Source organism: Stenotrophomonas sp. YJH_SMC_37, assembly GCF_059370035.1.
In genome coordinates, this window is sequence record NZ_JCAFTG010000002.1 from 196,084 (window position 1) to 217,874 (window position 21,791).

Below are 21,791 nucleotides of genomic sequence, written 5' to 3' on the forward strand. Positions count from 1 at the left end.
TCCGGTCCGGGGGCACAGGCACCCGGGCCGGTTCGATACCCTTGGGAGAACGTAATATCAGCACCCCTGACAACAAACAGAACCGCAAGAATCAGGAAATCCGTGTGCCGCGCGTCCGCGTGATCGGCAGTGACGGAGAAATGATCGGCGTGTTGTCGCGCGACGAAGCGCTGTCCATGGCCGAAGATGAAGGCCTGGACCTGGTCGAAATCCAGCCGCAGGCCGATCCGCCGGTCTGCAAGATCATGGACTTCGGCAAGTTCAAGTTCGAAGCGCAGAAGAAGGCCAGCGAGGCCAAGAAGAAGACCAAGCAGGTCGAGATCAAGGAAGTGAAGTTCCGTCCGGTCACGGACGAGGGCGACTACCAGATCAAGCTGCGCAAGATGCGCGGGTTCCTCGAAGATGGTGACAAGATCAAGGTCAACATCCGCTTCCGTGGCCGTGAAATGAGCCACCAGGAGCTGGGCCGCGAAATGGCCAACCGGATCGAGGCCGATCTGGGCGAGGAAATCGTCATTGAATCCCGTCCGCGCCTGGAAGGGCGTCAGATGGTCATGATGATCGCGCCGAAGAAGAAGACCTGAGGCCTGACGGGCTGCCTTTCGAGGCGCCTGGCTGAATGGTTCAGGGTAAGGGGGCGCCGCTGGCGTCCCTTTGCTTTTGTGGCGGGCCGGCGGGTTGCGGATGAAAGGCGGGCAGGGGCTGGTGGCAGGGCCGTTTTGCCTGTATCATGCCCGGCTCGACCCACCCAGGACGGGTCGTACGCCGATCATGGCAGGACGGAAAGAGCGGCCCAGGCCGCCGCCAGATCAGTCAGAAACCAGGGTCAAATCCCATCAAGGACATTGCAATGCCCAAGATCAAGACCAACCGGGCAGCGGCCAAGCGTTTCCGCAAGACCGCCTCGGGCAAGTACAAGTGCGGCCACGCCAACCGTAGCCACATCCTCACGAAGAAAGCGACCAAGCGTAAGCGTAATCTGCGTCAGACGGGCCATGTCCGTGCAGAAGACGCAGGCCGTCTGGACCGCATGCTCCCTTACCTCTGAGGAACTGAAAAATGGCACGAGTTAAGCGTGGCGTACAGGCGCGTCGCCGCCACAAGAAGATTCTGGATCTCGCCAAGGGCTACTACAACGCCCGTCGCAAGGTCTTCCGCGTTGCCAAGCAGGCGGTCATCAAGGCGCAGCAGTACGCCTACATCGGCCGTAAGCAGAAGAAGCGCAACTTCCGTTCGCTGTGGATCACCCGCATCAATGCGGCTGCCCGCATCAACGGCCTGAGCTACAGCCGCTTCATGAACGGCCTGCTGAAGGCCGGCATCACCCTGGATCGCAAGGTCCTGGCTGACATCGCCGTGCACGACGCAGCCGGTTTTGCCGCGCTGGCCGAAAAGGCCAAGGGCGCGCTGGCGGCATAAGTCCTTCCCGATGCCGTAACCGTTCACTCGGAACGGTGTCAGGTCAAGGCAATGCATGGGGAAGGGCGCAAGTCCTTCCCCATTCTTTTTTGGGTCCCGGTGCGGCCACAGCGGCAGCGCGGGGACGGCGGTGGCGACAGGGGTCGGCCCTTCGCGCATCGCGATGGCAGATCGACTGGAGTTCCGGCCCCCCATGAGCGACATCCAATCCCTCACCACCCAGGCGCTGGCCGATGTGGCCGCCGCACAGAGCCCTGACGTGCTGGAACAGCTGCGCGTGGCCCTGCTTGGCAAGAGCGGCAGCATCACCTCGCAGCTCAAGCAGCTCGGTGCCCTGCCGGCCGAGGAGCGCAAGGCCGCCGGTGAAGCGATCAACCAGGCCCGCGACACACTGACCCGTGCGCTGGCCGAGCGCAAGGCGCTGCTGGAAGACGCCGCACTGGACGCGCGGCTGGCTGCCGAAGCCATCGACATCACCCTGCCGGGCCGCAATGGCGACCGCGCTGGCCTGCATCCGATCACCCGTACCCTGGAACGCATCACCGGTATTTTCGGCCGGCTGGGCTACGAGCTGTCGGAAGGGCCGGAGATCGAGGATGACTGGCACAATTTCGAGGCGCTGAATTTCCCGCCGCACCACCCGGCGCGCGCCATGCACGACACCTTCTACTTCGGCGACGGCCGCCTGCTGCGCACGCATACCTCCGGTGTGCAGGTGCGCTACATGGGCGACCACGCGCCGCCGCTGCGCATGATCGCTGCCGGCAAGGTGTACCGCAGCGACAGCGACCAGACCCATTCGCCGATGTTCCATCAGGTCGAAGGCCTGCTGGTGGACGAGCACTCGACCTTCGCCGACCTGAAGGGCACGCTGGCAGAATTCGTGCGCGCGTTCTTCGAGCGCGATTTCGAGATGCGCTTCCGTCCCAGCTACTTCCCGTTCGTCGAACCGGGTGCGGAAGTGGACATCGCCTGGCAGCAGCCCGATGGCAGCACCCGCTGGCTGGAAGTGCTCGGCTGCGGCATGGTGCATCCGAACGTGCTGCGCAATGTTGGCATCGATCCGGAGCGTTACACCGGCTTTGCCTTCGGCATGGGCGTGGAGCGTTTCGCGATGCTGCGCTACGGCGTTAACGACCTGCGCGCGTTCTTCGAGAACGATGTGCGGTTCCTGAAGCAGTTCGCGTAAGCCGCAACCGTGTAGAGCCGGGCCATGCTCGGCTGCCTTTCTGGATGGACGCCTCCTTGCGCATGCGCTGGGCGACCACAAAAACCGCAACGGGAGGCACGCCTCCCACCAGGGTGACACCATGAAATTCTCCGAAAACTGGCTGCGCAGCCACGTCCCGACCTCCGCCTCGCGCGATGAGCTGAGCGCGGTGCTGACCGCCATCGGCCTGGAAGTGGAAGAAGTATCCGCGCTGGGCGAAGGCCTCGATCACGTGGTCGTGGCACGCATCGTCGAGGCCGCGCGCCACCCGGAAGCCGATCGCCTGCAGGTGTGCAAGGTCGATGCCGGGCAGGGCGAGCTGCTGCAGATCGTCTGCGGTGCGCCGAACGCCCGCGCGGGCCTGGTCGCGCCACTGGCGATGGTCGGTGCGCAGATCGGCGAGCTGAAGATCAAGCCGGCCAAGCTGCGTGGCGTCGAGTCCAACGGCATGCTGTGCTCGGCCAAGGAGCTGGGCCTGGACAACGATGCCTCCGGACTGCTGGAACTGCCCGATGACGCCCCGGTCGGCCAGGCCCTGGTCGAGTACCTGGGCCTGCCGGACGCCAGTATCGAAATCAAGCTGACCCCGAACCGCGCCGACTGCTTCAGCCTGCGCGGCATCGCCTACGACGTCGCCGCCGCTACCCGCAGTGAAGTGCTGGATTTCGCCGCCGACGCCATTCCGGCTGCCGGCAGCCGTGAGCTGGCCATCCAGCTCGACGCTGGCGCCGAAGCGCCGCGTTATCTGGGCCGTGTGATCGAGGGCGTCAACGCTGCCGCCAAGACCCCACTGTGGATGGCCGAGCGCCTGCGCCGCAGTGGCGTGCGCCCGGTCTCGCTGCTGGTCGACATCACCCAGTACGTGATGCTGGAACTGGGCCAGCCGATGCATGCCTACGACCTGGCCACCCTGCAGGGCAGCATTGCCGTGCGCCGTTCGCGCGCGGGCGAGACGCTGAAGCTGCTGGACGGCCGCGATGCCGCGCTGGACGACAGCTTCCTGGTGGTCACCGACGCCGATCGTGCGGTCGGCCTGGCCGGCCTGATGGGCGGCTTCGACACCCGTGTCACCGACGCGACCACCGCCGTGTTCCTGGAGGCCGCGCACTTCGCGCCGGCCGCGATCATGGGCCGTGGCCGCAAGCTGGGCCTGCACACCGATGCCGGCCACCGCTTCGAGCGCGGTGTCGATCCGGCACTGCCGCGTACCGCGATCGAGTACGCCACCCGCCTGGTGCTGGACCTGGCCGGCGGTACCCCGGCGCCGGTCACCGAAGCTGTGCGCGAGGCCGATCTGCCGCAGCCGGCCACGATCGTGCTGCGCCGCACGCGCATCACCCGCGTGCTTGGCATCACCATTGACGATGCCGAAGTCGAGCGCATCCTGCGTGCGCTGGGCATGGACGTGGCCGCCACCGCCGACGGCTGGCAGGTCACCGCGCCGAGCCGCCGCTTCGATATCGCCATCGAAGAGGACCTGATCGAAGAACTGGCCCGCATCCACGGTTACGAGCAGATCCCGACCACGCTGCCGGGCGGTGCCTCGCGCGTGGCGATGCCGAGCGAGACCCAGCTGGACGCGCTGAGCGTGCGCCGCCAGCTGATCGCCCGCGACCTGCAGGAAACCGTCAATTTCGCCTTCGTCGACGACGCACTGCTGGCCCAGTGGCAGCTGCGCGACGCCCTGGTGCCGCTGGCCAACCCGCTGTCGGCCGAACTGGCGGTGATGCGCCCGTCGCTGCTGCCGGGCCTGGTTGCCACCCTGGGCCGCAATGCCGCTCGCCAGCTCGGCCGCGTGCGCCTGTTCGAGCTGGGTCGGGTGTTCGCCCAGCAGGCCGGAGATGCGTCGCTTGGCGAAAGCCAGCCGGCACCGCTGGAAACCCCGCGCGTGGCCGCTGCGGTCTGCGGTGATGCGCAGGCGGTGCAGTGGGGTCTGCCGACCCGCAAGGTCGATTTCCATGACCTGAAGGGTGACCTCGAATCGCTGGCGGCCGCCAGTGGCGCGCAGCTGGAGTTCCGTCCGTCCACCCGCGCCTACGGCCACCCGGCGCGTTCGGCCGAGGTGTTGCGCGATGGCGTGGCGATCGGCTGGATCGGCCAGGTTCACCCGCGCCTGGCCAGGGCGATGGACATCGAAGCCGACGTCTACGCCTTCGAACTGGACCTGGAACCGCTGACCGCCCGCCGCCTGCCGCGTGCCGGCGAACTGTCGCGCTTCCCGGCGGTGCGCCGCGACCTGGCATTCCTGGTGCCTGAACAGGTGGCCTGGGCCGATCTGGCGGCGACCGTCCGCCAGGTCGCCGGCCCGTTGCTGCGCGACCTGAACCTGTTCGACCGCTATGTCGGCCAGGGCGTCGAGCCGGGATTCAAGAGTCTCGCTATGGGCTTGATTTTGCAGGACAAGTCGCGCACTCTGACGGACCGCGACGTGGAAGCGGTGGTGGCCGAGGCGGTCACTGCCATCGAGCGTGAACACCACGCCCGGATCCGCGGCTGAGCGGGCAGCACTCGGGGGTAGCAGGCAATGGCATTGACCAAGGCGGAGATGGCGGAAAAGCTGTTCGACGAAGTCGGTCTGAACAAGCGGGAAGCCAAGGAATTCGTCGACGCGTTTTTCGATGTGCTGCGTGAAGCATTGGAACAGGGACGTCAGGTGAAGCTGTCGGGCTTCGGTAATTTCGATCTGCGGCGCAAGAACCAGCGCCCGGGTCGCAACCCCAAGACCGGCGAGGAAATTCCGATTTCCGCCCGTACGGTGGTCACCTTCCGTCCGGGCCAGAAGCTCAAGGAGAGGGTGGAAGCTTATGCTGGATCCGGGCAGTAACCGCGAACTACCGCCGATTCCGGCCAAGCGCTACTTCACCATCGGTGAAGTCAGCGAGCTGTGCGACGTCAAGCCGCACGTCCTGCGCTACTGGGAAACCGAGTTTCCCAGCCTTGAGCCGGCCAAGCGCCGAGGCAACCGCCGCTACTACCAGCGCCACGACGTGCTGATGGTCCGGCAGATCCGCAGCCTGCTGTACGAACAGGGCTACACCATCGGTGGTGCACGCCTGCGTCTGGACGGCCCCGATGCCCGCGAGGAATCGGCGCTGAGCAACCAGATCATCAAGCAGGTGCGCATGGAACTGGAAGAAGTGCTGCAGTTGTTGCGCCGCTGATCCCATTTCCATCGTAATCCGCTATACTTCACGGCCCGCCGCACTGGCGGGCACATCGCAGCATCAGTCGGGGCGTAGCGCAGCCTGGTAGCGCATCTGCCTGGGGGGCAGAGGGTCGTCGGTTCGAATCCGGCCGTCCCGACCAAAAGCAGCGATAGAACAAGGGCTTGCGCCATACGGTGCAGGCCCTTCTTCGTTGTGCACCCTATCGTCACCCTATCGAATGGCGAGGATGCCCGTGTTGATCTCGGTCCACGGCCTTTCGTGGCCTTCCAGATACACCTCGGTCATCGCCGGCGAGCTGTGTGTGAGAAGGTGCTGCACTTGTTCTTCCGACCAACCTCGACGGTTGTGTGGAAGAGCACCGCCAAGCCTGCGGATCTCCTGGAGTGACACCTGATGCATGCCGATCCAAGCTGATTGACTCGCGGACGTCCTGGAACTCGCGGCTCTCCGCTGATGCGCTCGATTGCCAGGCGAAAGGCGTAGTTCTTCGACGCTTCACTGAAGTCCAACGGTCTCGCCGGCGATGGCCTTTGCGATGATGGCCGAGCTCGGCACAGTGGCGTAGGCGCGGTAGCAAAAGATCCTGGAGGTCAGTGCCTGCAAAAACGTGATTCTTATGGCGGTTCGAAAATTTAATCTGCGGTTCGGGGAAGTCCTACAGATCGATGGCTGAGGTTCGGGTTGGAAAATGCTGATCTGTATGTTAATAACGCATCTTGAATCATGGAAGAAGGCGGGTGGCGGAATGAAATCACCCATTAAAGTGGCAATGCTGTTCATCGCGCTTTGTAGCAGCAATGTTGCGATGGCCGACGCTCGGCTACAAGTCGAAATAGTTCCGCTGAAGGGCGACCTGGGAGAAACTTCAATCGCGTTGAAGCTCTCGAATGTCGGTGACCAGGTTGCGGTAGTCGCTGAGTCTTCTCTGCCGACGCTCAATGCTCGCAAAATGTTGTTGGATGATCCCTTCATAGTGAAACAGCAGGATGGGCGCGAAGTCCAGTTCTTCGGGATAATGAGGGATACGCTCTCCGAAACTCCGAGTTCTTTGTCCATACCTCCTGGCGGCAGTTTCAGCCTAGATATAAATCTTGCAAGTGGCTATAGTCTGTCGCCAGGGCTGGGTTACACCATTGGCTTGCGAGCCCCGATTTCCTATCGCACCGCCGACGGCAGGAATGCGGAAGCTGGGCCCATAAAGCGGCAATCAGGCAAGTGGCAAAGTGCGTATCCCGCACCCCGCGCGGTTGTTGTACCCGTTACTGGAAGAACAATGAAGCAAGCCCGGGCGGGGGAGTTTCTTGAACCTGTGGCATGTGTCGATCCGGCCGGCACCCCGCCTTCGGCCAAAAAAGTGCAATTTTTCAGAGTGTATTGGCTGGGGTAACGATTGGTGCAGGAAATGCGCTGAGCCAGCTCCAGCAGATGACTGAGGTCGATACAACATCTGAAACTGAGTTGTGGCTGAGGTTCAGCCCCTCAGTTCACTATACGCGCTATTTCGGGGAGCATGGCCCGGACGTCAACGTCGTTGCCGGTGAAGATGTCAACGAAGATGATGCGCTGGTTGATAGCACTTTGATGGCGATCATCTGGAGAATTTCGGGAGACGGAGTGACCCCCGAAGCCGCCGGTGTCCCTCTCCTGCCGGTGCAATGCTGACGAAGTGCCGGCAGACACCATTGCTTATGTGCAGTCAGGTGCTCCATACGTAATTCACGCATGCCCTGTATTTTGGTCCCTATCTATGCTGCCCGCCAATCACATTGGTGAACCCTCAAAGGTTGGCACGATGGTCCACGAGTTCACTCATTTTACTGACGACAAGGGCATGGCGCTGCGGCATCCGCCGGTCCCCGGCAAGAATGTCTCATCTCTTTCGTACGCACTAGAGTTGGCGGCCAGCTCACATCCAGGCGCTGTTCGATTCCCGAACGCGTACAAGTTTTTCGTTTTGGGTCAAGCACACGGTTTTTCTCCGCCGGAATAGTCCGAGGCAGGAGGGTGCGGTCATTGGAGCCCGCCAAGCCGCCGCCGGTGACCAAGCTCCGTCCGAGCGACGCCCGTAGGGCGTAGATGAGGGCAGGGCCGCAGCAGATGCGGAGCCATGTTTAGTCCCGGTGGCTGCAACCCTATCAGCGCGGAAGTAATTGATTGAATTGGGCCTCAATCGGCACTTCTGGGAGGCCCGGTGCAGGCCTGAAACCCTTATAGATCAACGGGATGGGGCAACCAGTGATGATGCCTGGGGACAGAGGGTCGTCGGTTCGAATCCGGCCGTCCCGACCACTGTGATGAATCAAGAAGCCCGCGCAGCGATGCGTGGGTTTTTTTTGTGCGTGCGGTGTATGCTGCGCGCCACTCGTACTACCGCGGCTGCTGAACCCGGTACTCACGAGAACACATCATGGAATCTGCAAGAAACCGTGCCTGGCGTCGCAGCCAGGCCCGCAACCATGGTGGCGACCGCGCCACGACCGCCTACAGCTACAAGCCCGAGAAGAACTGGAAGCTGCTGTATACGCGCGATGCCAAGCTCGCGCGCGCACGCCAGCTGGGCTTCACCTATCCGGTCCTCAGCGCCCGCCAACTGCAGGAACAGGAATGATCAACCTGCTGTTCGTCTGCAGCCGCAACCAGCTGCGCAGCCCGACCGCCGAAGCCATGTGGCGACGGCGGCCCGGCTTCAACGCGCTGTCGGCCGGTACCAGCCCGCACGCACGACGCCCCATCGGCCCGGCGGATATCCGCTGGGCCGATGTCATCTTCGCGATGGAGGCCAAGCACCAGCATCGCCTGCAGGCCACGTACGCGCGACTGCTGGAACACAAGCGCCTGCATTGCCTGGACATCCCCGACGACTATCGCTGCATGGATCCGCTGTTGATGGACCTGCTGGACGCCAAGGTGGCCGTGTATCTCGATCAGCTGCCGGCAAAGCAGTAGATCAGTTCCGGATCGCCTTCGTCCAATCCATGCACGATGCCACTTTCGATGAAACCCGAGGCGGCGAGCAGGCATTGCATGCTGGTGTTGGATGCATTCGTCGAAGTAAACAGCTTGCCTTGCCCCTGCAGCGCGATGGCATGGCGCAGCAGGGCGGCGCCGGCGTCCTGTCTGCGTTGTTCGCGCGCCACCATGAGCATCTCGGCGAAGGCTTCGCCGAAGAAGTGACGATGGATGACCAGGTAACCGGCCAGCTGGCCGGACCGTTCGGCCACGTGCATGCCACCGCTGGCCTGCCAGTCGCTGATCTGCCGTGCGCGCCGCGGATCGTGGGCCGCAACGCTGTCGAGCGCGATCAACGCGGGAACGTCGGCGGGCGTTGCCTCGCGGATATGCAGCGTCGTCGAGGAAGGATCGGGCGGCACCATCGAAGCTCCTGGGCTGGTTGCGCCCAGTCTATCGATCACGTCGGCCGTGTCCGCGCATGCGCCACAGCCAGCGCGTGGCAGGCAGTCAATACACCCGGAACTCGGCACGACAGCCGTCGCTGACCCACACGCCGCGACGGTCCCAGCCCCAGTTGCGGTCCTCGATGCAGGTCGTCACCGATTTCTGCTTGACCAGCCGCACCTCGTGGCGGACGCGGATGCGGCACTCCTTGTCCTTGTTCTCGTAGGACTCGCAGACCAGGCGTTCACCCTCGTTGTCGCGGTCACGGCCGCGGCCACGTCCCGGCCAGCGCCCGTATCCATCGGCGACGAACTCGGCGCGGCAGCCGTCGGTCACCCATAACGTGCGGCGGCTCTGGCCCCAGTTCTGGTTCTCCACGCAGCGGGTGACCGACAGTTGCCTGGCCAGGCGCATCGGGCCCTCAATGGGGCATTGCTCGGTCTTGTTGAACTGGGATTCGCAGCGCAGCGCTGGAATGTGATCAGTGTCGTGGTCCTGGGCGGCCACGGCGGTGGCGGCCAGCAGCAGGGCAAGGACGGCACCGGTGATCGGCAGCAGCGGGCGAAGGGTCATGGGGAGCCTCGAGCGGGGATTCGGGCGGCAAGAATGACCCAGCACGGGGCCGTCGGAACGCATCGTTCCGGAAGTGGCTCAGTAAGGATTTAGTAGTGCGCACGGGCCCAAGCAGAGGCTTACATCCCGTATCATCGCTGCACATCCGATCGCATCGGTTTACACCTTCTTACATGTCTTCCACGCCTGTCGGCGCAGCCTGTGGCTGCCGTCACTGGTGTGCGGGCGGCCTGTGCGGGAGGATGCGCGGACCACGACGACCACAGGGGGTTGCGTTGATCAGCAGTACCGTCATTCATCGCTCGGCCGACGCAGGCGGCGCCGAGGTGCGGGTCCTGGACACCACGTTCAAGGGCAAGCACGTGTTCACTGCCTGGGGCCTGCGCGGGCCGGAACTGACCCGCAGCGCGGACCCGGTTGCGACCGTGGCCGCACGCAAGGCGCTGCACGCGGTTGCTGGCCACAGCGAAGGGCCGCGCAGCCCGGAAGTGTTCATCGCCAACCAGTCGGCGGTGGCGATCACGGTCTATCGCCTGCTTACCGAAGCGCGCTCCGGCGATGCCATCTTCTTCCTGTGCGATTCCCAGGCGGTGGTCGAATGGCTGATCACCGCGCTGGAAGTGCAGGGCGCGGACTGATTCCGCGTTCCGGCGCGCTTTGATTCACGCCAGCGCCGCGTCCACGGCGGCCCGCGCATGCAGTGCAGTGGTATCGAACAGCGGCACTGTGCTGTCCTCCGGCCGTACCAGCAGCATGATCTCGGTACAGCCGAGGATGATGGCCTCGGCGCCGCGCGCGACCAGTCTCTCGATCACGCCGGCGTAGACCTGTCGTGAGTGTTCGCTGACCACGCCGGCGATCAGTTCCTGGTAGATGATGTCGTGCACGCTGCGACGATCATCGGCTTCGGGAACCAGGACCTCCAATCCGAAGCGATCCTGCAGCCGGCCGCGGTAGAAGTCCTGCTCCATGGTGAAGGCGGTGCCGAGCAGGCCCACCTTTCGCGCCCCTGCCTGCACGATGGCCTGGGCGGTGGGGTCGGCGATATGCAGCAGTGGCAGTGGGCAGGCCGCCTCGATGCGGTCGGCCAGTTGGTGCATGGTGTTGGTGCAGACCAGCAGCAGTTCGGCACCACCGGCCTGCAGGCGCCGTGCGGCCTCGACCATGTGGTCGCCCAGTGCATCCCAGTCGCCGTCGTGCTGCAGCTGCTTGATCGGGGCGAAGTCCACCGACCACAGCAGCAGCTGCGCCGAATGTGCGCCACCGAGGCGCTGCCGCACGTCCTCGTTGATGAGCCGGTAATACTGCGCCGAGCTTTCCCAGCTCATGCCGCCGATCAGGCCAAGGGTCTTCATGCACAGCTCCATGCCGGGGAGCCGTCATTGCAGCACAGCCGATGCGGGAGTTGCACTACACATTAGTGATTGCTAATGTATTGGTCATGATCGAGAACGCCCTCTTCAAAGCGCTGGCCGACCCCACCCGCCGCCACATCTTCGAAAAGCTGGCCGAGGGCGGGCAGCATGCCAGCGCGCTGCGCGAGGGCATGGCGATCAGCCAGTCTGCGATGTCCCAGCACCTGGCGGTGCTGCGCGATGCCGGGCTGGTGAGCGAACAGCGCCAAGGCCGCTTCGTCTACTACGAGGTCGATCCGCGCGGACTGGCCCACATCGGCAACTGGCTGCAGCGCTACCGGGCCTACTGGCCCGCGCGTATGGATGCCTTGCAGGATCTGCTGAAGGAGATGGATTGATGGACGACGTTCTGAACGAAGCGGCTCCTGCGTTGGTGATGGAGCAGTGGCTGCCAGCGCCACCGGAACGGGTCTGGCGCGCACTGTTGGACCCGGCGCTGCGTGAGCGCTGGTTGCCTGCGGCCGATCTTGCCGATCCGCAGCCTTGCCTGCGCGAGGAGGGGCGGGAGCTGGGGTTCCACCTGCGCGATGCGCATCCCCCGCATCTGCACAGCCAGGTGTGTTTCCGGCTGCGCGCGGATGACGGCGGGGGAACGGTGCTGACCATCGTGCATCGGCTCACCGACCGGCGTTCTCTGATCCCGCCGGCTTCCAACGATGAGCATCGCACGGTGATGCGCGCGGCTTGAACCAGCGCTTGGATCGAACGCTATAGGGAGCAGGCACATGCGGGACAGGATGCAGCTGGTACCGATGGTGGTGGAACGCAGCGAGCGCGGCGAGCGTTCCTATGACATCTACTCGCGGCTGCTGCGCGAGCGCATCATCTTTCTCAACGGCGAAGTCGATGACACTGTGTCGGCGCTGGTCTGCGCGCAGCTGCTGTTCCTGGAATCGGAAAACCCGGAGAAGCCGATCCATCTGTACATCAACTCGCCAGGCGGAGTCATTTCCAGCGGCTTGGCGATGTACGACACCATGCAATACATCTCGGCCCCGGTGCATACGCTGTGCATGGGCACCGCGCGGTCGATGGGGTCGTTCCTGCTGATGGCCGGCGAGCCGGGTCACCGCGCGGCGTTGGCCAATGCCAGCCTGCACGTGCACCAGCCGCTGGGCAGGGTGCAGGGCCAGGCTTCGGACATCTTCATCCACGCCGAGGAAATGCAGCGCACCAAGCAGCGCATCACCCGGCTGTATGCGCAGCATTGCAGACGCAGTGTCGAGGAGGTCGAGCAGACCCTGGACCGCGATCGTTTCATGAGTGCCGAGCAGGCATGCGAATGGGGCCTGATCGACCAGGTACTGGTACGGCGCGACGCGCACGCGGCCTGAGCCTGCCTCTGTAACCACCGCATCCACGCTGTGCTGTATGTGCCGCGCGTTGCAGACGCACTCTATGCTGGTACGGTCTTCTGAAGTGGATGTGCGCCATGGCCCTGCATACCTGGTGGTGGTTCCTCGCCACGGTGTTCGTTCTGTGTGGCACGCCGGGGCCGAACATGCTGCATATCCTCGGCCGCAGCGTGGGACTCGGCTTCCGCGGCAGTGTACCGGCGATGGCCGGCTGCCTGCTGGCGATGCTGCTGGTGCTGGCCGCGTCCGCTGCTGGCCTGAGCGCATTGCTTCATTCCTCGCCGATGCTGTTCGAAGTGCTGCGCTATCTGGGCGTGGCCTACCTGGCCTGGCTGGGCCTGAAGGCATGGCGCGACAGCTGCCGTCCCGCGCCTACGGTGACGGTGGATGCCGCACTGCCGATGATGCCGACGCTTGGTGCCTGGACCGTGTTCCGTGGTGGCCTTCTGGTGGGCCTGAGCAATCCCAAGCTGCTGCTATTCGCGGCGGCGTTCCTGCCGCAGTTCGTTGACCCGTCACGTGGCCAGGCGTTTCAGTACAGCGTGCTGGTGGCCACCTTCGCCGCTTGCGAACTGTTCTGGTACGTGATGTATGCAGCCGGTGGCCATGGCCTGCGCCGCTGGCTGGCCGAACCCTTTGCGCGACGCTGGTTCGAGCGGTTGGTCGGTAGCGTGTTCCTGGCGTTTGCCGTCGCGCTGCTGCGCTTTCGTCCGCGCTGATTCACGCCGCGCACGCGGCCTGTTCACGACTGCCGCATCGGTCACGGCCTAGCCTGATCATCCAGTACGCAGTCCCCGCAGGGAAAGGTTTGACATGATCAAGTGGGCCATCATCTTCGCCATCATCGGTGTGATCGCAGGCGTGCTCGGCTTCGGTGGCATCGCCGGTGCCTCGGTCGGCATCGCCAAGTTCCTGTTCTGGGCCGGCATCATCATCGCCGTGGTGCTGTTCCTGCTCGGCATGACGGTGGCCAAGAAGGTCAGCTAGCGTTGATCGCGCAGCAGCGTGCTCAGTGCGCGCTGCTGCGCGAAAACAGGTTGATCACGAGTACACCGGTGCAGATCAGGCCGATGCCGATCAGCGCGGGTGCATCCAGGCGCTGCTTGAACACCACCAGCCCGATCAGCGAGATCAGCACGATGCCGACGCCGGACCAGATCGCGTAGGCGATGCCGGTCGGGATCGACTTCATGGTCATCGACAACAGGTAGAAGCACAGTCCATAGCCGACCAGTGCGCCCAGTGTCGGCGCCAGCCGGCTCATGCCGTCGGACGCCTTCAGCAGTGATGTGGCAATCACTTCCAGCACGATGGCAGCGGCAAGGTAGAGATAGGAATTCATTGACCGCTCCAGCTCATTGCGCTCAGTTTCAGCGCCTGTTCGGCCATGGTCAATGCGCTGGCACGTTCCTGCGCGTCCAGCGGGTAGGCCGTGGCCCAGCAGCCATTGGCAGCGTGCAGCGCGCCGCGTACCGTTGGCGTCGCCAGGATTCGGCCAGCATCGCACGCTTCCAGGACGTCAAGCGCAGGCAGCGCTGGTTCCATCGGGTTGCCCGCGCTTCGAAATCGCCGATCAGCGCGCCGGTGGCTTCATCCATCAGCAGCCAAGCCATTACGGCAGGCTAGTTCGGTGGTGGCCCGCAGCAGTGATTGGCGCACGCGGTCGGCTGCCTTGCAGCGCGAACAGGAGCGGATACCGGCGTGGCGGGAAGAAACCGACTGGACGGTACGACTGTAGCGCAGGCCCACCGCGTTGCCGCGCGCTGCCGGCCAAGGGCGGCAGCGGAGCCATCATGCGTCGATGCGGGCGAAACGCGGTTGCGGTCCGTGCTCGCCCGGCACCTGCTCGACGAACATGGCGTACGGGCGTACCCACAGGCCACCTTCGCCATACAGCGCGCGGTACAGCACCATCGGTTGCAGGGTCTCACTGCTGCGGACGATGTCGAGCACTTCGTACTCGCCGCCCTTGAAGTGGCGGTAGCGGCCCGGGGCCAGGGTGGGTAGCGGACTCAGCTCAGCCATGGGCGGCGCGACTCACTTGCGCGCCGGGCTGGCCGGCTTCGCGCAGTAGGCATCGATGGCTTCGGCGGTGTTGGCCAGGCCCTGTGCCTGCGCCAGTTCCCACGGACGTTCGCAACGCTGGCTGTGCTCGCACCACTGGTAGCCGGCCGAACCGATGCAACCGTGGGCATCGCGGTCGCCACCGACCTTCGGCGTGGCAGGCGAAGTGGCCGCCGTATCGGCACGCGCAGCGGCCTGATGCTGGTTGGCACAGGCGGACAGCACCAGCAGGGCTGGAATCAGAAGAAGCGCTTTCATCGGGCGGGCTCCGTGCCTAAAGCGACAGTGTCTGCCGCAAATAGCCCTGCAGCAAGCGCTCAGTGCAGGGCGGCGCGGATCAGTTCCTCGATCAGCACGAGGTAGCTGGCCACGAAGTAGAACTTCAGCAGCGTCCAACGCTGCTGCGAGAAGAAGGTGCGCATGTGGAAGGGGCCCCTGTTGGTGACGGTAGTGTGAAGCTCCGCCAACTCCGTGACAAGGGTCACGAAAGGGGACTCACTAAACGGCCTCAGGGATGTGATGGCGGGGCGCCCTGACAGCGCGGCGCGGCATTTTCGTACAAATCTGATGGGCCATCCCGGAGGCGATCGCTAGCCTGATGGGGTACCGGTGCTCAGGGCCCTCCGTCGCCGGCTTGACCCATTCCGCAGGAGTCTCCAATGGTCATTACCGTTCAATGCAATGCCCGGCACTGGTCCGTACTGGACCCGCAGGCGCATGACGCAACACGTTATGCACGGGGCGCCGAGGCCTTCGATGTCGCCGCAGCGCGGGCCCAGGAGCACCACCGCCGCACCGGCCAGTGCAGCACGGTACGGGTCGAGGCGCTTGGCAATTCCGTGGACGCACTCCACTTCGGACGTTGACACCATCCGGCCGAGGTGCAGTCAGCCACGGTTGAGCTGTTTGAATGGGGAAAGAACCGCCTTGGGGGCGCCCCCTGTCCGTCGGGCCGCGAATCCCGGATGCTTGCGCCATCGTATTCATGTGGAGATTCCGATGGGCAAGGCACTCACCTGGCGCGCCCTGGCCTGCACGCTGCTGCCGATGTTGGCCGCCGCAGGCGGCGCGCAGGCGCAGAGCTATGGCTACGGTTATGACGACGATCGCTATGGCGGTCGCGACGGCGGCGGCATCGTACGCTGCGAATCGATCAAGAACCGCAGCAATGAATGCCGCCTGGAAGGCCGTGCCCGGATGATCCGCCAGTTGTCCGGCTCGCCGTGCGTGGAAGGCGAGACCTGGGGGCAATCGCGCTACGGCGTCTGGGTCACCCAGGGCTGCCGTGCCGAGTTCGTCGGCGAGTACCGCCGCGGCGGTGGCTGGGGTGGTGGCCATGGCAACGGCTGGGGCAATGGTGGCAATGGCTGGGGCGGGGGCGAGGTGATCACCTGCCATTCCAACGGTCACCGCCAGGAATACTGCGATGCCCGCATCCGCCGTGGCGTGCGCCTGGTCCGCCAGGATTCACGCAGTGCCTGCATCGAAGGCCAGACCTGGGGCTGGGACCGCCGTGGCATCTGGGTCAGCGACGGCTGCCGGGCGCAGTTCCAGGTGAATTGAGCGCGCCCCTCGAAAATCAGAATAATCTGATACAGCTCACATTTTGAACGTCGTATCTTCTGCGAATCAGGGCACCCCTGCGTGCCCCTGATCCGTCGCGATGACGTCTGCCGTAACCGGCACGCCCATCCCGCCACCGTCGATACGCTGCCTCAAGGAGTGAGCTGCATGTTGATCCGCCTGCAATGCGAGCAACGCCAATGGCGCGTGCTGCACCCGGACCGGCCCGAACCGATCGAGTTCCGCGACGGTGCCAGAGCCTATGATTTCGCCGAGACCCTTGCACGTCTCCACTTCGTCGACACCGGGCAGCGCGCTGCGGTGCGGGTGGAAGCCAGCGGCGCCTTCGTGGAAGCGGTCAGCTACGGCTGAGGGTTGTGGCTTCCGGCCAGATCCGGTTCTGGGACCCCGCTATCCACGCATGGCGTCGATCTACTTTGCATCTGGCGTGGGTCTGCGCCTCTGTTCCGCAGTAGATCCACGCCATGCGTGGATCCACGAATTGGCAATCGGCCTCAGCCGGCCGCGCTGAGCGGCGGTGTGCCGGCGGCCAGCTGCGGCCAGCGCTTGAGTACCGCCGCGCGGATGCCCGCGGCATCGATACCGGCTTCGGCCAGCAGGTCTTCACGGCTGGCGTGGTGCTGGTAGCTGTCGGGCAGGCCCAGGTGCAGGATCGGGCGCAGCACGCCTTCGGCATTGAGCAGCTCACCGACGCCGGAGCCGGCGCCACCGGCCACCACGTTGTCTTCGATCGTCACCAGGCCCTCGTGCTGGGCGGCCACAGCCAGCAACAGCTCGCGGTCCAGCGGCTTGATGAAACGCATGTTGACCACGCTCAGGCCCAGTTCGCGGCCGACCTGCTCGGCGGCGGCCACCGTGCTGCCGAAGGCCAGCAGGGCGATGCGGCTGCCCTGCAGGCGCAGCTCGCCCTTGCCGATCGGCAGGGTGGACAGGTCGGTGCCGGCAGCCACGCCGGTGCCGGTGCCACGCGGATAACGCACGGCTGCCGGGCCGGGGTGCTGCAGGCCGGTGCTGAGCATCTGCCGGCATTCTGCTTCGTTGGAGGGGGCCATCACCACCATGTTCGGCACGCAACGCAGGAAGCTCAGGTCGAGGTTGCCGGCATGGGTCGCGCCGTCCGGGCCGACCACGCCGGCGCGGTCGATCGCGAACAGCACATCCAGGTCCTGGATGGCCACGTCATGCACCAACTGGTCGTACGCGCGCTGCAGGAAGGTCGAGTAGATCGCCACCACCGGCTTGCCCCCCTGGGTCGCCATGCCGGCGGCGAGGGTGACCGCGTGCTGTTCGGCAATGGCCACGTCGAAGTAGCGCTGCGGGTATTCCTTGCTGAAACGCACCAGGCCGGAGCCTTCGCGCATCGCGGGGGTGATGCCGTACAGGCGCGGTTCGGCGGCGGCGGCATCGCACAGCCAGTCGCTGAACACATCGGTGTAGGTCGGCTTCTTGGCACCGGCCTTGGCCACCAGGCCCTTGTCCGGATCGAACGGACCCACCGCGTGGTAGCCGATCTGATCGCCTTCAGCCGGCTCGTAGCCCTTGCCCTTTGTCGTCATCACGTGCAGCAGCTTCGGGCCCTTGGAGGCGCGCAGCGTCTTCAGCGTGGACAGCAGGGCGGGCATGTCGTGGCCGTCGATCGGGCCGGTGTAGTGGAAACCCATTTCCTCGAACATCGTGGACGGCACGAACATGCCCTTCCAGTGTTCTTCCCAGCGCTTCACGAAGCGCGCCGGGTTGTTCTTCTTGTCACCGAGGATCTTCTTGCCGCCTTCGCGCAGCGCATTGAGCGTGCGGCTGCCGGTAGCACGGCCGAGCATCTTGGTCAGGCCGCCGACCGCCTCGGAGATCGACATGTTGTTGTCGTTGAGGATCACCAGCAGGTTCGGTTCCGGCTCCATGCCGCCGGCATGCATCAGTGCTTCGAACGCCATGCCGGCGGTCATCGCGCCGTCACCGATCACGGCCACGATCTTGCGGTCGTCGCCTTCGGACTGGCGGGCGATGGCCATGCCCAGTGCCGCCGAGATCGAGGTCGAGGAGTGGCCGACGCCGAAGGTGTCGTACTCGCTTTCCTCGCGCTTCGGGAACGGCGCGACGCCGTCCTTCTGCTTGACGGTATGGATCTCGTCGCGGCGGCCAGTCAGGATCTTGTGCGGGTAGGTCTGGTGACCCACGTCCCAGACCAGCTGATCGACCGGAGTCTGGTAGAGGTAGTGCAGGGCCACGGTGAGTTCGATCACGCCCAGGCCGGCGGCGAAGTGGCCGCCGCTCTTGCCCACCGATTCGATGAGGTAGGCGCGCAGTTCGTCGGCGACCGCCCTCAATTCGGATTCGTCGAACGTGCGAAGGTCATCCGGAGTCTGGATGCGCGCGAGGCGGGGATAGCGGGCAGAGTCGATCATCATGTTCGCACTTTTTCTGAACGCCCATTTTCGCCCTCAAACGGGGGTGGGGCAAGCAAACGCCGCCGCCCGTGACAGGACGGTGAGGGTTGCATTTTCGGGCGTTCAGGTGCTCAGTTTCGACCGCTTGGGCAATTGCGCCTTCAGGAAGGCCATCTGGTCGGCCAGGATGTTGCGGTTGGACAGGATCAGGTGCTCGATCCAGCTGGGCCGGTAGGGGACTGCCAGCAGGGGCATGCCGGCCTGCTGCGGGGTGCGGTCGCTCTTGCGCGAATTGCAGTGGAAGCAGGCGGTGACCACGTTTTCCCAGCAGTCCAGGCCGCCCTTGGACAGCGGCACGACGTGGTCGCGGGTGAGCGTGGGGCGGTTGAACTGCTGGCCGCAGTACATGCACAGATGGGCGTCGCGGGCGAACAGGGCCGGGTTGGTCAGGTTCGGTGTCGGATCGATCGCGCGGGAGCGGGCGTGGCCGCGGGCGGCAATGATCGGGTGCAGGTCCATGCCGCTCTGCAGGCCGCTGAAGCGGTTGGTACCGCCGTGGATGTGCAGGCAGGGATCGCCCAGCGTCCAGGCAACCGCTTCGCGGGCGTAGAGGCAGGCTGCGTCCTGCCAGGTGATCCAGTCCAGTACGCGTCCGTGGGCATCAAGCGAGAGCAGCCGGACCGAACCGGGGCGATGCAGCGTCGTGGCGTTGGGCGATGCTTCGGCGCCCGGAGCAGAAAGGGGAGCTCCGGCTTCGATCAGACCCAAGCGTGTAGTGTCTGTCTCCATCGGGAGAACAGCTTATACCTGAATCATTGCGATTTGGGTATCGCCCTGTGGGCGAAACCCAAATCGCAAGATTCAGGTCCGCGCATTCCGCATTCCAGCCCGCCGATGGCGGGTTGGGATGCCCACGCATTCCTCCTATCCCCTGCGCCATCGGCGCGCCCCCCTTAACAAGGGGGGGCTTTTCCCCAGAGGGATTTCGGTGGCTTTCATCCACGCGTGGCGTGGATTTCAGATCGCGGGGAACTGTCAGAGGCGGGGCGGTGTGGGTTGGCAGGACCGTTGGCGCCATGGGCCCGAGGCATGCCTCGGGCGGGTTGGGCAGGACGCCCCAACCCCGGTCTTGCCGTGTGCGCAGGACAGCGCACACGAGCAAGGCGCCATCGAGCCCCCAGGGGTGAGGGCGCTTTGCTTGCGAAGCACTGCTTCGCAAGCGCCCGAACGCCCAGCCGCCAGCGGCTGGGCCGGACCGCGGAGCGGGGTTTACGGCGTGTCCTGCCAGCCCACACCGCCCCGCCATCCACCGGGATCCAGCTGTTGCTTTGCGGTTGCCGGCCAGCGGCCGGCACTACCGCGGGTGCCGGGCGGCAGCCCGGCTCAGGCGCCGAAGCGCTCGTCGTCCATTGCCATCAGCGGGGCGGCGCCGGCCTGGATGGCGGCGGCGTGGCTGAGGGTGCGCGGCAGCACGCGGGCGAAGTAGAAGCGCGCGGTTTCGCGCTTGCCCTGGGCGAAAGCGGCACCGTGCGCGCTGGCATCGGCGGCGGCCACGCTGCGGGTCCACCAGTAGGCCAGCACCACGTAACCCGAATAGAACAGGTAGTCGTAGCTGGCTGCGCCCAGTTCGTCCGGATTGCCGGCCGCGCGCTGCAGCACGTCCATCGTCAGCTTGCCCCATTCGGCGGCCTTGGCGCGCAGCGGGCCAATGAACTCGGCCAGCGCTTCGTTGCCCTCGTGTTCCTTGGCGAAGGCTTCGATCTCGGCCAGCATCAGCTTCAGGCCGGCGCCCTGGCTGGAGGCGGTCTTGCGGCCGATCAGGTCCAGCGCCTGGATGCCGGTGGTGCCTTCATACAGCGTGGTGATGCGCGCATCGCGGGCCAGCTGTTCCATGCCGTGTTCGCGGATGTAGCCGTGGCCACCGAAGCACTGCAGGGCGTTGTAGGTGTTCTCGATGCCCCATTCGGTCTGGCAGGCCTTCGAGATGGGCGTGAGGAAGCTCACCAGGGTGTCGGCGCGCTCGCGCTCGGCGGCATCGCCGGCATGGTGGGCAATGTCGATCAGGGTGGCAGCGTGCAGCGCCAGCAGGCGGCTGCCTTCGACCAGCGACTTCACCGTCAGCAGCATGCGTCGCACATCCGGGTGGGCCAGGATCGGGTCGGCCGGCTTGTCCGGGAACCTGGCGCCACTCAGGGCGCGCGACTGCAGGCGCTCACGGCTGTACTTCAGTGCGTTCTGGTAGGCGCGCTCGGACAGGCCGATGCCCTGCAGGCCAACGCCCAGGCGCGCGGTGTTCATCATGGTGAACATCGCCTGCAGGCCCTTGTGCGGCTGGCCGACCAGGTAGCCCTGTGCGCCATCGAAGTTCATCACGCAGGTGACCGACCCCTTGATGCCCATCTTGTGCTCGATCGAGCCGCAGCGCAGTGCGTTGCGCTCGCCGACGTTACCTTCGCGGTCGACCTTGAACTTGGGGGTGACGAACAGCGAGATGCCCTTGGCGCCCGGAGGGGCGTCGGGCAGCTTGGCCAGCACCAGGTGCACGATGTTGCCGGTCAGGTCGTGCTCGCCGGCGGTGATGAAGATCTTGGTGCCGGTGATCGCGTAGCTGCCATCGGCATTCGGCTCGGCCTTGGTCTTCAGCAGGCCCAGGTCGGTGCCGCAGTGCGGTTCGGTCAGGCACATGGTGCCGGTCCAGCGGCCTTCGATCAGCGGCTTGAGGAAGGCCTCGTGCTGCCAGGCTTCGCCGTGCTGCTTCAGCGCTTCGATGGCGCCGTGCGAGAGCAGCGGGAAGTTGCCCCACGCCAGGTTGGCGGCGTTGATCATTTCGTTGAGCGGCACGCCCAGGGTGTGCGGCAGGCCCTGCCCACCCAGTTCCGGCGAGGCGGTCAGGCCGGTCCAGCCGCCATCGACGAACTGGTCGTAGGCCTGCTTGAAGCCGGGCGGGGTGGTCACTTCACCGGTGGCCTGGTCGAGCACGCAGCCGATCTCGTCGCCGACGCTGTTGAGCGGGGCCAGCACGGTGGCGCTGAAGCGGCCGGCTTCCTCCAGCACGGCATCGACCACGTCGGCGGTGGCGTCGGTGAAGCCCAGGCGGGCGAACAGGGGTTCGACCTTGAGCACGTCGTGCAGGGCGAAACGGAGGTCGGAAAGCGGGGCGGTGTAGCTGCTCATCGGTACGTCTCGGTTTGATCAGGGCAGGGGAGAGTGGCGCCAGGCGCCGC

31 protein-coding genes and 2 tRNA genes are annotated in these 21,791 nt (G+C 65.1%); 23 read left to right on the forward strand and 10 right to left on the reverse strand.

Annotated features, from left to right (window positions below; all coding sequences use genetic code 11):
• Positions 1-41: 41 nt before the first annotated feature.
• The 14 genes from infC to AC5P8J_RS03405 all read left to right on the forward strand — a co-directional run bounded on the left by infC (position 42) and on the right by AC5P8J_RS03405 (position 8,742).
• On the forward strand, positions 42-584 hold the full coding sequence (infC, locus tag AC5P8J_RS03340; RefSeq protein ID WP_495216608.1) for a translation initiation factor IF-3: 543 nt from the start codon (positions 42-44) through the stop codon (positions 582-584).
• A gap of 266 nt (positions 585-850) precedes the next feature.
• Complete coding sequence (gene rpmI / locus AC5P8J_RS03345) at positions 851-1,048, forward strand: 50S ribosomal protein L35 (protein WP_005410436.1); 198 nt, start codon at positions 851-853, stop codon at positions 1,046-1,048.
• Between the two features lie 11 nt (positions 1,049-1,059).
• Positions 1,060-1,419, forward strand: coding sequence for a 50S ribosomal protein L20 (gene rplT / locus AC5P8J_RS03350; RefSeq protein ID WP_005410435.1), 360 nt, complete (start codon positions 1,060-1,062; stop codon positions 1,417-1,419).
• 193 nt (positions 1,420-1,612) lie between these two features.
• Positions 1,613-2,608, forward strand: a complete 996-nt coding sequence (gene pheS, locus AC5P8J_RS03355) for a phenylalanine--tRNA ligase subunit alpha (protein WP_164145054.1) — start codon at positions 1,613-1,615, stop codon at positions 2,606-2,608.
• A 121-nt stretch (positions 2,609-2,729) separates the two neighbouring features.
• Complete coding sequence (gene pheT / locus AC5P8J_RS03360) at positions 2,730-5,126, forward strand: phenylalanine--tRNA ligase subunit beta (protein ID WP_227852691.1); 2,397 nt, start codon at positions 2,730-2,732, stop codon at positions 5,124-5,126.
• Between the two features lie 27 nt (positions 5,127-5,153).
• Complete coding sequence (locus tag AC5P8J_RS03365) at positions 5,154-5,453, forward strand: integration host factor subunit alpha (protein ID WP_005410432.1); 300 nt, start codon at positions 5,154-5,156, stop codon at positions 5,451-5,453.
• Positions 5,434-5,790 carry a MerR family transcriptional regulator gene (locus AC5P8J_RS03370; RefSeq protein ID WP_005410431.1) on the forward strand — a complete coding sequence of 119 codons (357 nt, stop codon included), beginning with the start codon at positions 5,434-5,436 and terminating at the stop codon, positions 5,788-5,790. Before AC5P8J_RS03365 ends, AC5P8J_RS03370 begins: the two co-directional genes overlap by 20 nt.
• Before the next feature lie 68 nt (positions 5,791-5,858).
• Positions 5,859-5,935, forward strand: a tRNA-Pro gene (locus AC5P8J_RS03375).
• Positions 5,936-6,541: 606 nt separating this feature from the next.
• The gene (locus AC5P8J_RS03380; protein WP_494539955.1) at positions 6,542-7,183 is read left to right on the forward strand and encodes a hypothetical protein; all 642 of its coding nucleotides are present in this window, start codon (positions 6,542-6,544) and stop codon (positions 7,181-7,183) included.
• 38 nt (positions 7,184-7,221) lie between these two features.
• Positions 7,222-7,458: a hypothetical protein gene (locus tag AC5P8J_RS03385; protein WP_031269379.1), complete on the forward strand. Its 237-nt coding sequence runs from the start codon at positions 7,222-7,224 to the stop codon at positions 7,456-7,458.
• Positions 7,459-7,486: 28 nt separating this feature from the next.
• Positions 7,487-7,786, forward strand: a complete 300-nt coding sequence (locus AC5P8J_RS03390; protein WP_456115567.1) for a M35 family metallo-endopeptidase — start codon at positions 7,487-7,489, stop codon at positions 7,784-7,786.
• A gap of 229 nt (positions 7,787-8,015) precedes the next feature.
• Positions 8,016-8,085 (forward strand) — tRNA-OTHER (locus tag AC5P8J_RS03395).
• Positions 8,086-8,203: 118 nt separating this feature from the next.
• On the forward strand, positions 8,204-8,404 hold the full coding sequence (locus AC5P8J_RS03400) for a hypothetical protein (RefSeq protein ID WP_021202185.1): 201 nt from the start codon (positions 8,204-8,206) through the stop codon (positions 8,402-8,404).
• Positions 8,401-8,742 carry a low molecular weight protein tyrosine phosphatase family protein gene (locus tag AC5P8J_RS03405; RefSeq protein ID WP_021202184.1) on the forward strand — a complete coding sequence of 114 codons (342 nt, stop codon included), beginning with the start codon at positions 8,401-8,403 and terminating at the stop codon, positions 8,740-8,742. Before AC5P8J_RS03400 ends, AC5P8J_RS03405 begins: the two co-directional genes overlap by 4 nt.
• Here AC5P8J_RS03405 and AC5P8J_RS03410 read toward each other — a convergent pair.
• Together AC5P8J_RS03410 and AC5P8J_RS03415 are read right to left on the reverse strand one after the other, a co-directional pair.
• Positions 8,721-9,170, reverse strand: a complete 450-nt coding sequence (locus AC5P8J_RS03410) for a GNAT family N-acetyltransferase (RefSeq protein ID WP_021202183.1) — start codon at positions 9,168-9,170, stop codon at positions 8,721-8,723. The genes AC5P8J_RS03405 and AC5P8J_RS03410 overlap by 22 nt on opposite strands.
• Before the next feature lie 85 nt (positions 9,171-9,255).
• Entirely contained in the window at positions 9,256-9,765 is a 510-nt protein-coding gene (locus AC5P8J_RS03415; protein ID WP_111102445.1) for a DUF3011 domain-containing protein, read from the reverse strand.
• Positions 9,766-10,007: 242 nt separating this feature from the next.
• Between AC5P8J_RS03415 and AC5P8J_RS03420 the strand changes: the two genes are divergently transcribed.
• A complete protein-coding gene (locus AC5P8J_RS03420; RefSeq protein ID WP_019660558.1) occupies positions 10,008-10,403 on the forward strand; it encodes a hypothetical protein in 396 nt (131 codons plus the stop codon).
• 24 nt (positions 10,404-10,427) lie between these two features.
• On the opposite strand, the gene AC5P8J_RS03425 is transcribed toward AC5P8J_RS03420, so the two are convergent.
• Positions 10,428-11,120 carry an aspartate/glutamate racemase family protein gene (locus AC5P8J_RS03425; RefSeq protein ID WP_026347077.1) on the reverse strand — a complete coding sequence of 231 codons (693 nt, stop codon included), beginning with the start codon at positions 11,118-11,120 and terminating at the stop codon, positions 10,428-10,430.
• A gap of 86 nt (positions 11,121-11,206) precedes the next feature.
• Between AC5P8J_RS03425 and AC5P8J_RS03430 the strand changes: the two genes are divergently transcribed.
• The 5 genes from AC5P8J_RS03430 (at position 11,207) to AC5P8J_RS03450 (ending at position 13,522) form a co-directional block, all read left to right on the forward strand.
• The gene (locus AC5P8J_RS03430) at positions 11,207-11,518 is read left to right on the forward strand and encodes an ArsR/SmtB family transcription factor (RefSeq protein WP_021202181.1); all 312 of its coding nucleotides are present in this window, start codon (positions 11,207-11,209) and stop codon (positions 11,516-11,518) included.
• Complete coding sequence (locus AC5P8J_RS03435) at positions 11,518-11,868, forward strand: SRPBCC family protein (protein ID WP_188249622.1); 351 nt, start codon at positions 11,518-11,520, stop codon at positions 11,866-11,868. The genes AC5P8J_RS03430 and AC5P8J_RS03435 overlap by 1 nt, the downstream gene beginning before the upstream one ends.
• A gap of 37 nt (positions 11,869-11,905) precedes the next feature.
• Positions 11,906-12,514, forward strand: a complete 609-nt coding sequence (locus tag AC5P8J_RS03440; protein WP_495216609.1) for an ATP-dependent Clp protease proteolytic subunit — start codon at positions 11,906-11,908, stop codon at positions 12,512-12,514.
• 98 nt (positions 12,515-12,612) lie between these two features.
• Positions 12,613-13,254 (forward strand): LysE family translocator, encoded by a 642-nt coding sequence (locus AC5P8J_RS03445; RefSeq protein ID WP_019660553.1) that lies wholly within the window; start codon positions 12,613-12,615, stop codon positions 13,252-13,254.
• 94 nt (positions 13,255-13,348) lie between these two features.
• Positions 13,349-13,522, forward strand: coding sequence for a DUF1328 domain-containing protein (locus tag AC5P8J_RS03450; protein ID WP_021202178.1), 174 nt, complete (start codon positions 13,349-13,351; stop codon positions 13,520-13,522).
• A 22-nt stretch (positions 13,523-13,544) separates the two neighbouring features.
• Here the strand turns inward: AC5P8J_RS03450 and AC5P8J_RS03455 are convergent, their stop codons facing one another.
• The 4 genes from AC5P8J_RS03455 to AC5P8J_RS03470 form a co-directional block, all read right to left on the reverse strand.
• Positions 13,545-13,877 (reverse strand): SMR family transporter, encoded by a 333-nt coding sequence (locus tag AC5P8J_RS03455; protein ID WP_206621267.1) that lies wholly within the window; start codon positions 13,875-13,877, stop codon positions 13,545-13,547.
• Positions 13,874-14,080 (reverse strand): hypothetical protein, encoded by a 207-nt coding sequence (locus AC5P8J_RS03460; protein WP_229301557.1) that lies wholly within the window; start codon positions 14,078-14,080, stop codon positions 13,874-13,876. The genes AC5P8J_RS03455 and AC5P8J_RS03460 overlap by 4 nt, the downstream gene beginning before the upstream one ends.
• 246 nt (positions 14,081-14,326) lie before the next feature.
• Positions 14,327-14,560, reverse strand: a complete 234-nt coding sequence (locus AC5P8J_RS03465) for a DUF1653 domain-containing protein (protein ID WP_019660549.1) — start codon at positions 14,558-14,560, stop codon at positions 14,327-14,329.
• Between the two features lie 12 nt (positions 14,561-14,572).
• On the reverse strand, positions 14,573-14,857 hold the full coding sequence (locus AC5P8J_RS03470; protein WP_005410420.1) for a hypothetical protein: 285 nt from the start codon (positions 14,855-14,857) through the stop codon (positions 14,573-14,575).
• Positions 14,858-15,258: 401 nt separating this feature from the next.
• Between AC5P8J_RS03470 and AC5P8J_RS03475 the strand changes: the two genes are divergently transcribed.
• The 3 genes from AC5P8J_RS03475 to AC5P8J_RS03485 all read left to right on the forward strand — a co-directional run bounded on the left by AC5P8J_RS03475 (position 15,259) and on the right by AC5P8J_RS03485 (position 16,534).
• On the forward strand, positions 15,259-15,465 hold the full coding sequence (locus AC5P8J_RS03475) for a hypothetical protein (protein ID WP_021202175.1): 207 nt from the start codon (positions 15,259-15,261) through the stop codon (positions 15,463-15,465).
• Positions 15,466-15,598: 133 nt separating this feature from the next.
• Complete coding sequence (locus AC5P8J_RS03480) at positions 15,599-16,162, forward strand: DUF3011 domain-containing protein (protein ID WP_346469268.1); 564 nt, start codon at positions 15,599-15,601, stop codon at positions 16,160-16,162.
• 168 nt (positions 16,163-16,330) lie between these two features.
• Entirely contained in the window at positions 16,331-16,534 is a 204-nt protein-coding gene (locus AC5P8J_RS03485; RefSeq protein ID WP_005417823.1) for a hypothetical protein, read from the forward strand.
• A 143-nt stretch (positions 16,535-16,677) separates the two neighbouring features.
• Here the strand turns inward: AC5P8J_RS03485 and dxs are convergent, their stop codons facing one another.
• The 3 genes from dxs to AC5P8J_RS03500 all read right to left on the reverse strand — a co-directional run bounded on the left by dxs (position 16,678) and on the right by AC5P8J_RS03500 (position 21,741).
• The gene (gene dxs, locus AC5P8J_RS03490; protein WP_032953273.1) at positions 16,678-18,585 is read right to left on the reverse strand and encodes a 1-deoxy-D-xylulose-5-phosphate synthase; all 1,908 of its coding nucleotides are present in this window, start codon (positions 18,583-18,585) and stop codon (positions 16,678-16,680) included.
• 105 nt (positions 18,586-18,690) lie between these two features.
• Positions 18,691-19,356: an HNH endonuclease gene (locus AC5P8J_RS03495; protein ID WP_019660544.1), complete on the reverse strand. Its 666-nt coding sequence runs from the start codon at positions 19,354-19,356 to the stop codon at positions 18,691-18,693.
• A gap of 594 nt (positions 19,357-19,950) precedes the next feature.
• Positions 19,951-21,741: an acyl-CoA dehydrogenase C-terminal domain-containing protein gene (locus tag AC5P8J_RS03500; protein ID WP_495214144.1), complete on the reverse strand. Its 1,791-nt coding sequence runs from the start codon at positions 21,739-21,741 to the stop codon at positions 19,951-19,953.
• Between the last annotated feature and the right edge of the window lie 50 nt (positions 21,742-21,791).